The sequence below is a fragment of the Pelagibius sp. Alg239-R121 genome, assembly GCF_947331435.1.
In the GTDB taxonomy this organism is placed as follows: domain Bacteria; phylum Pseudomonadota; class Alphaproteobacteria; order Kiloniellales; family Kiloniellaceae; genus Denitrobaculum.
The window spans coordinates 328188-341091 of record NZ_CAMZOF010000003.1; the positions used below are offsets into that span (position 1 = coordinate 328188).

The 12904-nt window shown below is 55.1% G+C and carries 13 protein-coding genes and 1 other RNA gene; 8 read left to right on the forward strand and 6 right to left on the reverse strand.

Annotated elements, in window-relative coordinates:
* Window positions 1–7 precede the first annotated feature (7 nt).
* Both QMZ18_RS11915 and QMZ18_RS11920 read right to left on the reverse strand, forming a co-directional pair.
* The gene (locus QMZ18_RS11915) at window positions 8–1654 is read right to left on the reverse strand and encodes a tryptophan halogenase family protein (RefSeq protein WP_282606515.1); all 1647 of its coding nucleotides are present in this window, start codon (window positions 1652–1654) and stop codon (window positions 8–10) included.
* Between the two features lie 242 nt (window positions 1655–1896).
* Entirely contained in the window at window positions 1897–2262 is a 366-nt protein-coding gene (locus tag QMZ18_RS11920) for a TfoX/Sxy family protein (protein WP_282606516.1), read from the reverse strand.
* A gap of 115 nt (window positions 2263–2377) precedes the next feature.
* Between QMZ18_RS11920 and QMZ18_RS11925 the strand changes: the two genes are divergently transcribed.
* The gene (locus tag QMZ18_RS11925; RefSeq protein ID WP_282606517.1) at window positions 2378–2581 is read left to right on the forward strand and encodes a hypothetical protein; all 204 of its coding nucleotides are present in this window, start codon (window positions 2378–2380) and stop codon (window positions 2579–2581) included.
* 168 nt (window positions 2582–2749) lie between these two features.
* On the opposite strand, the gene QMZ18_RS11930 is transcribed toward QMZ18_RS11925, so the two are convergent.
* Complete coding sequence (locus tag QMZ18_RS11930; RefSeq protein ID WP_282606518.1) at window positions 2750–3349, reverse strand: SspB family protein; 600 nt, start codon at window positions 3347–3349, stop codon at window positions 2750–2752.
* A 105-nt stretch (window positions 3350–3454) separates the two neighbouring features.
* Window positions 3455–3843, reverse strand: a transfer-messenger RNA (tmRNA) gene (gene ssrA, locus QMZ18_RS11935).
* Window positions 3844–4055: 212 nt separating this feature from the next.
* Here ssrA and QMZ18_RS11940 point away from each other — a divergent pair.
* The 3 genes from QMZ18_RS11940 (at window position 4056) to QMZ18_RS11950 (ending at window position 6635) form a co-directional block, all read left to right on the forward strand.
* Window positions 4056–4850: a thymidylate synthase gene (locus QMZ18_RS11940; RefSeq protein ID WP_282606519.1), complete on the forward strand. Its 795-nt coding sequence runs from the start codon at window positions 4056–4058 to the stop codon at window positions 4848–4850.
* A gap of 12 nt (window positions 4851–4862) precedes the next feature.
* On the forward strand, window positions 4863–5390 hold the full coding sequence (locus QMZ18_RS11945; protein ID WP_282606520.1) for a dihydrofolate reductase: 528 nt from the start codon (window positions 4863–4865) through the stop codon (window positions 5388–5390).
* Between the two features lie 222 nt (window positions 5391–5612).
* Window positions 5613–6635 (forward strand): glycosyltransferase, encoded by a 1023-nt coding sequence (locus QMZ18_RS11950; RefSeq protein WP_282606521.1) that lies wholly within the window; start codon window positions 5613–5615, stop codon window positions 6633–6635.
* Between the two features lie 28 nt (window positions 6636–6663).
* Here QMZ18_RS11950 and QMZ18_RS11955 read toward each other — a convergent pair whose 3' ends face one another.
* Window positions 6664–7488: a glycosyltransferase family 2 protein gene (locus QMZ18_RS11955; RefSeq protein WP_282606522.1), complete on the reverse strand. Its 825-nt coding sequence runs from the start codon at window positions 7486–7488 to the stop codon at window positions 6664–6666.
* A gap of 370 nt (window positions 7489–7858) precedes the next feature.
* On the opposite strand from QMZ18_RS11955, the gene QMZ18_RS11960 reads away from it, so the two are divergent.
* Entirely contained in the window at window positions 7859–9085 is a 1227-nt protein-coding gene (locus tag QMZ18_RS11960; protein ID WP_282606523.1) for an O-antigen ligase, read from the forward strand.
* Here the strand turns inward: QMZ18_RS11960 and apbC are convergent.
* The gene (gene apbC, locus QMZ18_RS11965; RefSeq protein WP_282606524.1) at window positions 9066–10208 is read right to left on the reverse strand and encodes an iron-sulfur cluster carrier protein ApbC; all 1143 of its coding nucleotides are present in this window, start codon (window positions 10206–10208) and stop codon (window positions 9066–9068) included. The two genes, QMZ18_RS11960 and apbC, sit on opposite strands and share 20 nt — an antisense overlap.
* 201 nt (window positions 10209–10409) lie before the next feature.
* Here apbC and hflK point away from each other — a divergent pair, with 201 nt between their 5' ends.
* From hflK to QMZ18_RS11980, 3 genes are all read left to right on the forward strand, one after another.
* Window positions 10410–11552 carry an FtsH protease activity modulator HflK gene (gene hflK, locus QMZ18_RS11970; protein WP_282606525.1) on the forward strand — a complete coding sequence of 381 codons (1143 nt, stop codon included), beginning with the start codon at window positions 10410–10412 and terminating at the stop codon, window positions 11550–11552.
* A gap of 11 nt (window positions 11553–11563) precedes the next feature.
* Window positions 11564–12466, forward strand: a complete 903-nt coding sequence (gene hflC, locus QMZ18_RS11975) for a protease modulator HflC (protein WP_282606526.1) — start codon at window positions 11564–11566, stop codon at window positions 12464–12466.
* Window positions 12467–12552: 86 nt separating this feature from the next.
* Complete coding sequence (locus QMZ18_RS11980; RefSeq protein WP_282606527.1) at window positions 12553–12738, forward strand: DUF2065 domain-containing protein; 186 nt, start codon at window positions 12553–12555, stop codon at window positions 12736–12738.
* Window positions 12739–12904 lie beyond the last annotated feature (166 nt).

A 12904-nucleotide genomic window follows, 5' to 3' on the forward strand; every position in this document is an offset into this window, starting at 1 on the left:
CCTGTGGTCAAGCGGTCGGCAGAGGGATTGTCGGGCGCACGGAAGTTCTGCTCTCGAAGACTGGTTTCGAGACACTGCCCGTATCAATCGTCGGTGTTATGGGCTGGTCGCCCCGGATATTCGCCAGCAGTTGATAATGATCTGGCATGGTCCGGAGAAGCTCGGCCTTGCGTTCTTCAAGCCTGCGCCCAAAGGCCTGCCAATGTTCATGCCGGACCGAACCTTCCAACGGAAAGTGTATGTCCCTGAAAAAGCCCTTTGGGTGGAGCGCAAAGATAAAATTCCAGTAGTTGAACAGCATGTAATCTTGGGTGTCGAAAGTCTCTGGAAAACGGGTTTTCCAGAGCTCGAACTTTTCGCGTAGAGAGTCGGGCAGGCGGCAGTCCTCGCGCGCCGACTTCCAGAAGGGGTCGGGGCGGTTCGAAGTGTAGTAGTGCGTCAGGATAAATTCCCGGATCTCTTCATAGAGACCGGTCATTAGCTGGTTGTAGCGGTTTGCCAGTGCGGGACTGCCCTTTTTGTCCGGAAAGTGCCCGACCAGCCAACGCGCGGCCATCTCGACTGTGTAGATTGCCGTGGCTTCCAGGGGTTCGATAAAGCCGTTGGAGAGGCCGATTGCAACACAGTTCTTAACCCAGAAACGCTGCGTATGGCCGATCCGCATCTTGATGACCCTTACATCGGGGTCAGGTGCGTCCATCGGCAGATCGCCGACCGCTCTGAGGTGCTGGAAGAATTCGTCCCGGGCTTCGTCGTCGCTTCTAAACGCGCTCGAGAAGACGTAGCCCGTTCCGACCCGGCTGTAGAGGGGCACGCGCCAAACCCAGCCGGCGCCCAAGGCGGTCGAGCGGGTACAGGGTTCGATCTTCGTTGGGTCCCGGTGCGGCAGCTGAACAGGAATCGCGCGGTCGTTGAGCAGAAAATCACCGTATGGAATGAAGGGTTCCTTAAGCACCTCTTTCATGATCATGCTCTTGAAGCCAGTGCAGTCGATTACGAACTCGACCGGTCGGTGTCCGCCCTGTTCGAGCTGCAGTCCTGAGATCGCGCCGGTCTCATCCTGGAACACCTCGATGACATCGTCCCGAATGTGTTCTATGCCCCGGGACAGCGCAACATCCCGCATGAACTCACCGAACAGGCCAGCGTCTAGATGGTAGGCGTAACCAATAGACTTTTCATAGTTTTCACCGTTCAGGGCGCGTGGGCCCTTGCGGGCGTGAATTAATGCGGAGTTGGCGGTCATATTGTCGGTGATTGCGGGATCTGCACCGTAAGGACCGAACTTATTAAAATGGTACGCCGGGGAATAGCCACCGACAGAGTTCGGGAAATTGAAGGGATGATAGAACGCAAAGGGTTTTCCGTGATCATCAACCGCCCAGTCGCCGAAACGCACGGAGATCTTAAAGGAGGCGTTGCAGCGCCGGAACAGCTCTGCCTCATCGATGCCGAGCTGCTGCATCAACATTGGCATTCCGGCCACGGTAGCCTCGCCGACGCCAACCGTCGGAATTTTCGGAGATTCGATCAGAGTGACTTTGACCGCCGGCCCTTCGCGGAAGGTGTTGACAAAAGTGCTGATGATCATGGCAGTCAGCCAGCCGGCAGTTCCGCCACCAACAATGGTTATGTGTTCAACTCTGTCGCTCATTTTTCCCTCCGGCAAGTCTCAATGCCGAGATACAACCGGGCAGTACGCTGCTCTGCAGCGACCCGGGTCGATTATCTCATGTCGCGGCAACGCGCCCCTGTCTGCGCCCGACTCCCCCGAGACGCGGCTGCCCATAGATTACACGCAAACGAACGGCCGATACCAGTGTCAGAACGAAATCAGTCGAGAGAATAGGCACTGACTGCATTCTGCGGCGCATCTTGCACGAAGTTTGTTGCAGATCAACGGTCTTTGGAGCGTTTGCGTTTCTTGACGGGTTTGCTGCGTCGTGCCGCGCTTACGGCACGTTCGGCCCAAGGAAGCAGACTCTCGGGATCCTCCATGGCTTCGTCCGGAACGGTCCAATAGGACATCTGGATTGGCTTCGATTTCCCCTCATAGGTAAAGGGCTCACCGCCGGCAGCGGAAAATTGCTCTTCGCTTTGGGAGTCGGCTTTGAAATAGAGGGTATCGAACGCGATGAGCGCGAACATGAGATCTTCAAGATAAAGGCCGTACCCCCCGAACATGGCCCGCGCTTTTACCGGTCCGAGAGGAAGAAGAAGGTCGAGACTGTGATCGACGATGGCTGGTCTTGGCTTCGCCATGATGTTTCCTTCGGGATCGATCACACTCGAGAGGTGTGACTAACGAAGTGTTAACCCAGCCTCGTCAAAATGCAAACGAGTCCGCCGAGACCGAGACCTACCCAAGGCCTGAGCTATGGATGATGAACTGAAACAGCGGGATCTTTCCAGCAAGCCCGATTCGCAACTGACCGCAGACGAGCGCAAAGAGCTTAAACGGCGGTTCGATGAATTCGTCGGAATTATGCGTTCACAGGGCATGGTGCCTGACAAACCGGCTAACAAGCCTGCAAAACGTGTAGAAAAGTGGAACCCGGCGACTCACGGTCGTCGGCATTGAAGCCTCACCGTCTTCGCCGGATCGGTGAAAATGTGAACGGACCTTCCAATTTCACGGTCATTGGGTGAACTACGTTCTCAGTCGCTTCGAAGGGGATCAATCGGCTCTGGCGGCAGGCAGTTCGATCTTGGTCCAAAAAAGCGTGCGGCCGGAAGCGGCGTGTTCCTGCTATTTCTTCCGAAAAGTATCCAGCGTTACGACGTTGTCGCTATCATCGCCTTCGGCATCAGGATCTTCCTCATCGCTCTCTGTGGCCTGATTTCCACCTGAAGATCCATCGCTTGAGTTGTCTTGTGGATCTGCGTTCGGAAAGTCGCCGCTAAGCGCCGCATTGCCGTCGTCGGCGAGTGCAGGGTCGTTCGACAGGTTTTCATCTTCATCGTCTTCGGCGCTGTCACCCACGTCGAACTGCAGCCCGAAACGTACGGACGGGTCGGCGAAAGCTGCGACTGCTTCGAATGGGATAGTGAGTTTCTCCGGCACATCCGAGAAACTCAAGGTGACGCTGAAGATATCGTCTCCAACTTCGAGGTCCCAGAACTGGTACTGCAGGATGATCGTCATCTCGCCCGGATAGCGTTCCCGCAAATGATTGGGAATATCGACGCCGGGGTGATCGGTCCTGAAGGTTATATAGAAGTGGTGGTCGCCGGGCAGACCGTTTTCGGCTGCATAGCTGAGCGAACGATGCACGACCGACAGCAGGGCATCCTCCACCATGCGGTCATATCGCAGCGCGTTATCCGAGCGATCCGTATCGTCCGCCATGCCCCGGTTGTCCCATCCCCCTGTGCGCAGCAGGTTTATCCTGTTGCATCAACATTCAACACCCCCAACTTGGCCGAATTTGGAAAAACCCGCAAGACGGCAAGCAGTGGGGCGCTTCTGTTGCCAGGTGCGCCCCGAACCCCGCCTCGACGTGTGAAGGCCGAGGGCTTAACTTGGCTACCAACCGCTGTTAAGCGGCGACGGCAAGCCCACTATCGTTGTCGTTTGCAACTATAGTTATGGCCCGATAACGGCGGTACCATGCCGGGCACCAAACACATCTTTACCACGCACGTCGATCCTGTTTCGCCCCCTCGATCCCGGTAATATCCTTTGTCCTAAACCTTGCTGGACGCTAGATACCAAGCCGGTTTTGGTGGAGGCGCCGGGTACTGCCCCCGGGTCCGTAACGCTTATTCCACATGCCTGTGTAGCACCATAGTCGGTTTCCCGACCCCTCCAATATAGGGTGAATCCTTCAAGGTTGAAAGCCTTGGTGAAGGGAAAGACCTTCCCGCGCGCTACATTGTGCCTGCCGACGCTAAATGCGGTGGTGCCGCCCGCCTTCAGACGCTAAACTTTGCGCGTACCAAGCTTGAGTAATCCGACGTTGCATCTGTTGATCAGGCAGGTTGAAGGCTCGAGGATTGGATGAAAGTAGCCGTTAACTCCATGGTAAATCACAAAATATGAGTGTCGGAAGCAGATGAGACAGTATCTCGATTTGTTGGATCACGTGCGGAGCAATGGCGCCGACAAGGCCGATCGGACCGGTACCGGCACGCGCAGCGTTTTCGGCTATCAGATGCGCTTTGATCTTGCGGAAGGCTTCCCCCTGGTGACAACCAAGAAGCTCCACGTGAAATCGATTATTCACGAACTGCTCTGGTTTTTGAACGGCGACACGAATATCGCCTATCTCAAAGCCAATGGAGTACGGATTTGGGATGAATGGGCTGATGAAAACGGCGACCTTGGCCCGGTTTACGGCGCGCAGTGGCGATCCTGGCCGGGGCCTGATGGTCGAAAGTTCGATCAGATCACCGGATTGATCGATCAGATTCGTTCGAATCCGGATTCGCGCCGGCTGATCGTGAGCGCCTGGAATGTGGCAAACGTCGACTCCATGGCACTGCCACCCTGCCATTGTCTGTTCCAGTTTTACGTCGCCGATGGAAAGCTATCCTGCCAGCTTTATCAAAGAAGCGCCGACATCTTTCTCGGCGTTCCCTTCAACATTGCCTCCTATGCTCTCCTGACCCTCATGATTGCCCAGGTGACCGGTCTGAAAGCGGGCGATTTCGTTCATACGCTCGGGGACGCTCATCTCTACAACAATCACTTCGAACAGGCGGATGTGCAGCTGTTGCGTGATCCATTGCCATTGCCTCGAATGGTGTTCAAGCGCGATATCGGGGATATCTTTGGGTTCTCCTACGAAGATTTCGACTTGCAGGGCTATCAAGCTCATCCACATATCGCCGCAGCAGTTGCAGTCTAGGACAAGGTCGAGATGGGTAAGGAACCGCGTGTAGCCCTGATCTGGGCGATGGGCGATAACAGAGTTATCGGCAAAGACAACGATTTACCCTGGCGGCTGCCGGCCGATCTGAAACATTTCAAGGCCATGACCCTGGGTAAGCCGGTCATCATGGGCCGTAAGACGTTCGATTCCATCGGACGTCCTCTACCGGGCCGCACGAATATCGTTGTGACGCGACGGGCCGATTATCGCCCGGACGGAGTTGTCGTCGTAAATGATCTGGACGAAGCGATCACCGTAGGACGCCAGGCGGCGGAGCGGGACGACAAGGATGAGTTCATGGTCATTGGCGGCGCGGAAATCTACGCCCTGATGCTAGACCGGGCGGAACGTCTTTATGTGACAGAGGTTCATGGTGAATTCGATGGTGACGCCTTCTTCCCGCCGTTCGATCTCGAACGCTGGGTCGAGATAAGCCGGGAGACACATGCCTCAACGGCAGAGGACCGGCCGGCGCACAGCTTCGTTGTTCTGGACGTTGTGGAACCTGCTTGCTGAGCCGTTGGACCGACGACCCAATTCGTCCCGGATAACGTTTGTCGTCGCTGGTCCCGCAAAAACCTTACGTCTCGCGGATCATCTGGTGCCGTGCCGGATTATCGAGCTTGGGGATATTGCACTTGCACCCGGCCTTCAGGGTGCCGTAGGTATTTGCGCATTGGCACGTGCTTCTGATTTTCGTTTGTTGAATTGACCCCATTTCAAGGTTTCGGCCCCTTCATGAACATACTTTATGTCGGCAGTTGCCAAGGTTTCCGGGAGGCTGGAAAGTCTTATTACATCCCCAAGAAACTGGTAAACGGGTTCACCCGGAACGGCCACAACGTCTACGCCTTCAACGATCGGGACTTTGCTCGGTTCTCCAACATCTTCCGCTCACGCAAGTGGGGGATCAGACCGCTCAACAAAAAGCTGCTCGAAGTCTGCGAGGAGTTCGCGCCTGATCTGATCGTGCTCGGCCACTGCGAAATGATTTGGAACACGACCCTGTCGGCGGTTCGCGAAACTTGCCCCGGTGTTAAGATCGTTTACCGCAATGTCGATCCGCTTATCCACGAGCAAAACGTCAAAGATATTCAGCGGCGCGTTGGGTTTGTCGACGGTATCTTCATTACCACGGCGGGGGAGGGCCTGAAACAGTTCAGCAGTCCTGACGGATTCGTCACCTTCATGCCGAACCCCGTTGATCGTGCCGTTGATACAGGCCGCAGCTTCGACAATGCCTGCTCCGTGGATCTGTTCTTCGCGGGCGGTCCACTCGGCGAGAGCGACGCGCGGCGGGACCTCATGACAAGCCTGCTCACGAAACGGCCCGAGTTGGAGATCGCGGTTCATGGCTGCGGCATCAACAAGGATTACCTTTTCGGCAAGACCTATATGGACCGTTTGGCGCAGAGTAAGATGGGGCTCTGCCTGAACCGTACCTATGATTATCATTGGTATTCTTCGGACCGTTTGACCCAGTATATGGGCAACGGACTCGTGACATTCCTGCGCAGCGGCACTGGTTTTGAGGAATTTTTCGGAAACGACGATCTCGCGTTCTATGCTGACGAGGCCGAACTACTTCGTAAACTGGACATGTTTATGGCCGACGATGGCTATCGCGTAGCTGTTGCGAAAAACGGTTGGAAAAAGGCACATGAGGCCTTTTCGGCCGAAAAAGTCACCCAATACATTCTGGATACGACCTTCGGCGATGGGCTCACCCTCAATTACTGCTGGCCGACAGAAAAATACTGATCCGCGGATAGGCTGACTCTACGGTGGTTTATGGTGTGCTGGAAGTTCTCTGTGTATCTGAGGATTGCACGGTTTCAGCCTGCTGTTCCTGCGTACGTTGTTCCTGGATAAAGAGCGCTTTGTAATAGGAAAAGAGCTGGTATAGGGCGGCCATCATGGCCAGCAAAAACCCCATTTTGCCCTCCCGGTAGCCCTTGCGACCCCACAGGGCTTTCAGGAAACGGTGGCAGGCGCGCCGCAGCACGGTGCGAAAGGGCGGCAGAGGTTTCTGCGCCATATCAATCGCCCGCATATCTGTGTACCAGATCAAGCGCTTGATCATATCGTTCAGATCACGGTCGACCAGGTGGGTGATGTGTCCCTTCAGCTCTTTGATCGGGTCTTTGAGTTCCAAGCTCGGGTGGATGCGCTGCAGCCCCCAGGTTTTGTAGCCCTTGGCAAAGAGGCGATCGCCGGCCGAGGCACCGAAGGACCCTGCCCAACCATATCGCAAAAGACGATTTCCGACATAGTTGTCAAACCGAATTTTGTAGCAACCCTTGATGCCCTCATCGACGACCTCTCGTATTTCCTTTGCCGTTTCGGGCAGTACACGCTCGTCGGCGTCGAGCTCGAGGATAAAGGGACCTGCACAAGCTTCGATCCCAAAATTTCGCCGGGCGCCTTCAATATCCCAGGAGCCCTCGAGGATGTTGGATGTGAATTCTTCGACGATTTTCCTAGTGCCGTCGGTGCATTTGTCGAGAACCACCACAATCTCGTCGCAAAAGTCGAGCGATCTGAGAGCGTCCCCGATCATCTCTTCCTCATTGTGCGCTACGATAAGCCCACTGAGCCTGTTGCGGTGTTCCATTTATTATCCGCTCTCTTTGACTTCTCTTGCCGGTCGGCGCGGCTGTTCAGCATCGGCCACCGACCCGCGTGGCGATCTCGAGATTTATAGTCAATCGCCAAGTGGCGTACAGGCTTTTCGGATGGAAATCCGAGGTTTCGGCGCGAAAGAGAAGCATTGTTAGCGGATTTCTTGAATTCGAGAAGTTGCAATCACGCTGGACAAATTGGGTTCCTGCCGCATAGATACGGCTTAAGCGCTCCCAAGAGCGTTAGGCGGGCTTAAAACGTGCTCTCATTTTGCAATGCCGAGTCTTCTTTAATGAAAAGCGTTTGCTGTTCCGGCGTCGTCGTGCCGGGCTGTTACAAATTCTTCGAGATGCAGTGGTTTAATGGTTTCTATTGGCGTTGGAAATAGCCGTCTGACTGACAAATATCATCGCATTCAGGGCTTATTGGAAAAACATGGCGTTTTTCAATGGCTCTATTTGGGGCTGGTGGCGTCCTTTTTCCTTTTCGACACGAAAATTCACCGCCTGTATTTCTATGTCGCCGTCATTCCGGTCTTTTTGGTGTTTTCGCGCTGGAACGTTGTGAGGCAGGTTTTCAGGTTACCTTTGTGGCGCTTGGCAACACTGTATCTTTGCTATCTTTGGGCAACCCAGTTTTGGAGCGACAGCCCCAGTCTCTTCGGCCTGCTGAACCAGACCAGGCTGTTGTTCATGACGTTGTTTTTTATGACAATGACGCTTTATCTCTCGATGGAAGATACGGACTTTCCGGAGAGAATTTTGCGATACTTTGCCTGGGCAGGCGCAATTGCCGCCGCCGCAGCGATCGCCTACCACCTGATCTTCGCGGAAGCGATTGTCGGTCGAATGGCGGGTCCCGGGCGTGCCGAACACCCGATTATCGGCGCAACTCTCTATGGTGTGGCGGCCTTGTGCTTTCTGTGTTGCGTCGCCCGCTCAATGCCTACTTCATCGGGCAGGATCCTTGGCTGGGGCGCATTTCTAACTTTAATCGTGGCAATGTTGCTCACGCAGAGCCGCGGGCCGCTGCTCAGTATGGTGCTCGTCATTTTTATGTATCTGCTGGCGACCGGACGTTGGAAGCTTGCGATTCTCATCCCCCTGCCTGCGGTAATCTACGTTGCATTGACGCTTTCGGGGGCAATCGAGCCTGGAACCTGGATCACGCGCGGGTCGACCCATCGATTTGGGATCTGGTTTCAATCTTGGGAATTGATAACCGAAAGCGCGAAAGCGGTAATGATCGGGCAGGGAATTCTGACCGAATATGCCTTCAAACTGGCAAATGGATTATACGTCAAATCACCGCATAACCTGTTTCTCGCGAACCAGCTTTACGGTGGGATTGTCGCCAGCGTTCTATTTATCGGCTTGATTGCCACCGTGGCTTACAAGGCGCTCCAGAGATTTCGGATGAGCGGAAATTTCGTTGTCTGCGCCTTGGCCTTGTTTGGTCTCGGTGTTGGCTTGTTTGATTACCGGACCGTTTTGATCAACTTGAGCCAGGAATGGATGTCATTCTGGCTGCCTGTTCTGCTGACGGCTTGCGGGTGGCCCTCGACTAACACTACTGCATCACGATCGTAGGCGATTGCCGCGCCCCAGCCTTATCGGCCGACAAACGCTCCCAGACGCTCTTTGCGATATCGATGTAGCGCTTCGCATGCTCGCCGTCTGGCGCGGATACAACAATCGGCCGTCCTTCATCGGAAGTGACGCGAATGTCGATGTGGAGCGGCATTTCCCCCAGGAAATCCATACCTAGAGATTCAGCTTCCTTCTTGGCCCCGCCGTGGCTGAAGATGTGTGACTCATGGCCGCAGTTGGGACAAATGAACACGCTCATGTTTTCGATGATGCCCAGAACCGGCACGTCAACCTTACGGAACATATTGAGGCCTTTTCTGGCGTCAAGCAGTGCAATGTCCTGCGGCGTCGAGACGATAATCGCGCCGGCGAGGGGGACCTGCTGAGCCATGGTAAGCTGGGCGTCGCCGGTTCCCGGTGGCATATCGACGATCAGAACGTCGAGTTCTCCCCATTCCACGTCCCGCAACATCTGCTGCAAAGCTGACTGTACCATAGGGCCCCGCCAGATCATCGGCGTGTCTTCGGCAACGAGGAAGCCCATGGACATGCATTTGATGCCGAAATTTTCCATCGGCTTTAGGATCTTGCCATCGGGCGAGCTGGGCCTTCCGGAGATCCCTAGCATTCTGGGCTGAGACGGACCGTAAATATCGGCGTCGAGCAGGCCGACTTTCAAGCCGATCCGCGAAAGAGCGAGCGAAAGATTGGCGGCTGTGGTCGATTTGCCGACACCACCTTTTCCGCTGGCAACAGCGACGATGGCGCCGACGCCGGGCACCAGCTGACGTTGAGCTCCTGCAGCTTGTGGCGGGCTCTGTCTGGGCGGTGCAGCCGCTGCAGCCTGTTGTGGCGGTGGTGCAGAGCCGGCAGCGCTGTGGGCGGTCAATACGGCCGTGACCGACAAGACACCCGGCAGGGCATGTACCACATCTTCCGCGGCTTTACGCAGCGGCTCCATCTTCGGACCGCGCTGAGGATCGACCTCGATGGCAAAACCTACATTGCCATCTTTGATGACCAGCCCGGAAATCATGCTCAAACTGACGATATCGCTATCGCGGTCCGGGTCCCGTACGCTCTTGAGCGCTTCGAGAATTTGCTGCTCTGTAATCTGGCTCATCCTTGAAACGAACGCCCTTTTGCCAATATTCCGTCTACGGCGTTAGACATGCGATAAATGTCCACAGGATGCAAATAAATCCGATGCTGAGCCATATTGCGGCATTACGCTCGTGATATTGAGGCGAAATGAGTCTATATGAACATTATCGCGCGAAAACGTGCGCTTCGAATGTCGGTATAGTTAACGGGAAAAGCTTGAATGCCCTGGGAAAATAAAGGTGGCGGCGGCCCGTGGGGCGGCGGCTCTGGCGGTGGCGGTAATGGTAACGGCGGTGGCCCGTGGGGCGGTCGCGGCGGTGGCGGCGGTGGACCCTCTGGTCCCAAGCCCCCCGATATAGAGGATCTGATCCGCAAGAGTCAGGACAAGGTTAAGGACATGTTGCCCGGCAGTGGCGGCCTGAATGGCTCCATCATCGCGGTAATTGCGGTTCTGGCCTTTGCCGTATGGTTCGGATTCGGTGGTTTTTACCGTGTGGAAAGTAACCAGCAGGGTGTTGAACTGGTGTTCGGTAAGTGGGTGAATACGACCCTTCCAGGATTGAACTGGAATTGGCCTTATCCGATTGGATCGGTTGAGACGCCAGGTGTTACCAACATTCAGCAGACGGATATCGGCTTCACGAATTTAGGCCGCTCAGATAACAGCAGTGCGAAGCGTGATGTCCCGCAAGAAAGCCTCATGCTGACCGGCGACCAGAATATCATCGATATCGATATGACGGTGCAGTGGAAGATTTCCGATGCTGGCGAATATCTCTTTAACGTTCGCGATCCTGAGCAAACGGTAAAAATCGCAGCTGAAAGCGCGCTGCGTGAGATTATCGGCCAGACAGATATTCAGCCTGCTCTGACCGAGGCTCGCCAAGATGTCCAGGTGCAGACCAGAAACCTGCTCCAGGAACTTCTCAACGAGTACAAGGCGGGTATCGAAATCACGGTCGTTCAGTTGCAGGAGGTGCAGGCACCGGGCGCCGTGACGGACGCTTTCGACGATGTTGCCCGCGCGATCCAGGACCTCAATCGGCTCCGCAACGAGGCGGACCGTTATCGCAATGACGTTTTGCCTAAGGCCCGTGGTGAAGCCCAAAAGATGATTCAGGGCGCGCAAGCCTACAAAGAACGCCTGGAAAACGAGGCAGAGGGTGAAGCTCAACGCTTCTTGTCAGTGTATGAAGCCTATAAGCAGAATCCCGAAGTGACCAAGCGAAGGATGTTCCTGGAAACCATTCAGAATGTCATGAGTAAGACCGACAAGGTTATCATGGACAACAATGCCGGAGGTGGTGCGGTTCCTTACCTTCCTCTCAACGAGCTGCGCGGCAACAGCGCGCCGCGTAATTAGGAGGGGTAGAGATGTCGCAGACCAAGCTATTCGTCGCTGCCGTCGTTGTAATCCTGCTTGGGATCGCGGTTTCCGCGACCATGTTCACAGTGAATGAAAAAGAGCAGGCGATTGTCATGCAGTTCGGCAATCCCATAAGGGTCATTAGAGATCCGGGGTTGCACTTCAAGGTTCCTATCATTCAGAACGCACAGTATTACGAAAAACGCGTGCTGAATCTGGATCCGCCATCCGAGAGCGTTTTGTTGACCGATCAGAAGCGTGTTTTGGTCGATACTTTTGCTCGCTATAGAATTGAAGATCCCCTCAAGTTCTTTCAGACCGTAAGAGCAATTCCCAACGCCAATCAGCGGCTTTCGGCAATTATCAATGCCAGTACCCGTGGTGTTTTGGGTAATGCAACCCTGGCCTCGGTTTTGTCGAAAGACCGGACACCGATTCTGCAGGAAATTCAGGAACAGGTGAACGGGCAAGCAGCAAACTTCGGAATCACAATCCTTGATGTCCGTTTGCGCCGTGCGGACCTGCCAGACGAAACCGTCCAGTCGGTGTATGCGCGGATGCGTTCGGAACGCGAACGGGAAGCAGCGGAATTCCGGGCGCAGGGCCAAGAGCTGGCACAGCGTATTACGGCCGCGGCCGATCGTGAAACGACGGTCATAATCGCCGAAGCAACGCGGGAGTCTGAAATTCTGCGTGGTCAGGGCGAAGGGTCTCGGACCACGATCCTGAACGACGCTTATGGTCAGGATGCGGAGTTCTTCAACTTCTATCGTTCCATGCAGGCTTATGAAGCTTCGCTGGCTAACGACAGCACGTATCTTGTGCTCTCGCCCGACAGTGAATTCTTCGACTTCTTCAAGTCGGTCGGACCCGCAGTTACGGGCGGGAATGCCGCAGGTACCGGCAACTGACGTCAGGTTTCTTTCCTGTCGGCTAGCTTACTTGGCTGACGGTAATCGGGTTTTAGTGCCCGGTTACCGTTGGCGGAAGATTGATAATGACGGATTTTTTGACCGGCCTTGCGCTGGTCCTCGTTATCGAAGGCCTGTTCCTCGCATTGTTTCCCAAGCGGTTGAAGGAGATCCTGACCCTGCTTGAGCGGTCTCCTATGGAGGCCCTGCGTATCGGTGGTCTGACGGCAGCAGCACTGGGGGTGCTGGGGGTCTGGTTGCTGCGCGGTTGAGTTCTTTCCAGTGACTAAATGGTGTTTTTGGCTCATCGAGTCGCGAAATAGAGCACGATGCGGACGTCATGACGTTCCATACGTCACAATTCCGCCCCTTTTCTCTCACAGCTTCTTGATGAAGGATACCGGCGCGTTTAAAGGGCTTTCCCTTGATCGCTCGGAA

Excerpts from the sequence above, each read along its gene's own strand:
- QMZ18_RS11955 (WP_282606522.1), bottom strand. The coding sequence starts at position 7,488 with ATGGAACACCGCAACAGGCTCAGTGGGCTTATCGTAGCGCACAATGAG.
- QMZ18_RS11925 (WP_282606517.1), top strand. The coding sequence starts at position 2,378 with ATGGATGATGAACTGAAACAGCGGGATCTTTCCAGCAAGCCCGATTCG.
- QMZ18_RS11960 (WP_282606523.1), top strand. The coding sequence starts at position 7,859 with ATGGTTTCTATTGGCGTTGGAAATAGCCGTCTGACTGACAAATATCAT.
- hflK (WP_282606525.1), top strand. The coding sequence starts at position 10,410 with ATGCCCTGGGAAAATAAAGGTGGCGGCGGCCCGTGGGGCGGCGGCTCT.
- apbC (WP_282606524.1), bottom strand. The coding sequence starts at position 10,208 with ATGAGCCAGATTACAGAGCAGCAAATTCTCGAAGCGCTCAAGAGCGTA.
- QMZ18_RS11930 (WP_282606518.1), bottom strand. The coding sequence starts at position 3,349 with ATGGCGGACGATACGGATCGCTCGGATAACGCGCTGCGATATGACCGC.
- QMZ18_RS11920 (WP_282606516.1), bottom strand. The coding sequence starts at position 2,262 with ATGGCGAAGCCAAGACCAGCCATCGTCGATCACAGTCTCGACCTTCTT.
- QMZ18_RS11940 (WP_282606519.1), top strand. The coding sequence starts at position 4,056 with ATGAGACAGTATCTCGATTTGTTGGATCACGTGCGGAGCAATGGCGCC.
- QMZ18_RS11945 (WP_282606520.1), top strand. The coding sequence starts at position 4,863 with ATGGGTAAGGAACCGCGTGTAGCCCTGATCTGGGCGATGGGCGATAAC.
- QMZ18_RS11915 (WP_282606515.1), bottom strand. The coding sequence starts at position 1,654 with ATGAGCGACAGAGTTGAACACATAACCATTGTTGGTGGCGGAACTGCC.
- hflC (WP_282606526.1), top strand. The coding sequence starts at position 11,564 with ATGTCGCAGACCAAGCTATTCGTCGCTGCCGTCGTTGTAATCCTGCTT.
- QMZ18_RS11980 (WP_282606527.1), top strand. The coding sequence starts at position 12,553 with ATGACGGATTTTTTGACCGGCCTTGCGCTGGTCCTCGTTATCGAAGGC.
- QMZ18_RS11950 (WP_282606521.1), top strand. The coding sequence starts at position 5,613 with ATGAACATACTTTATGTCGGCAGTTGCCAAGGTTTCCGGGAGGCTGGA.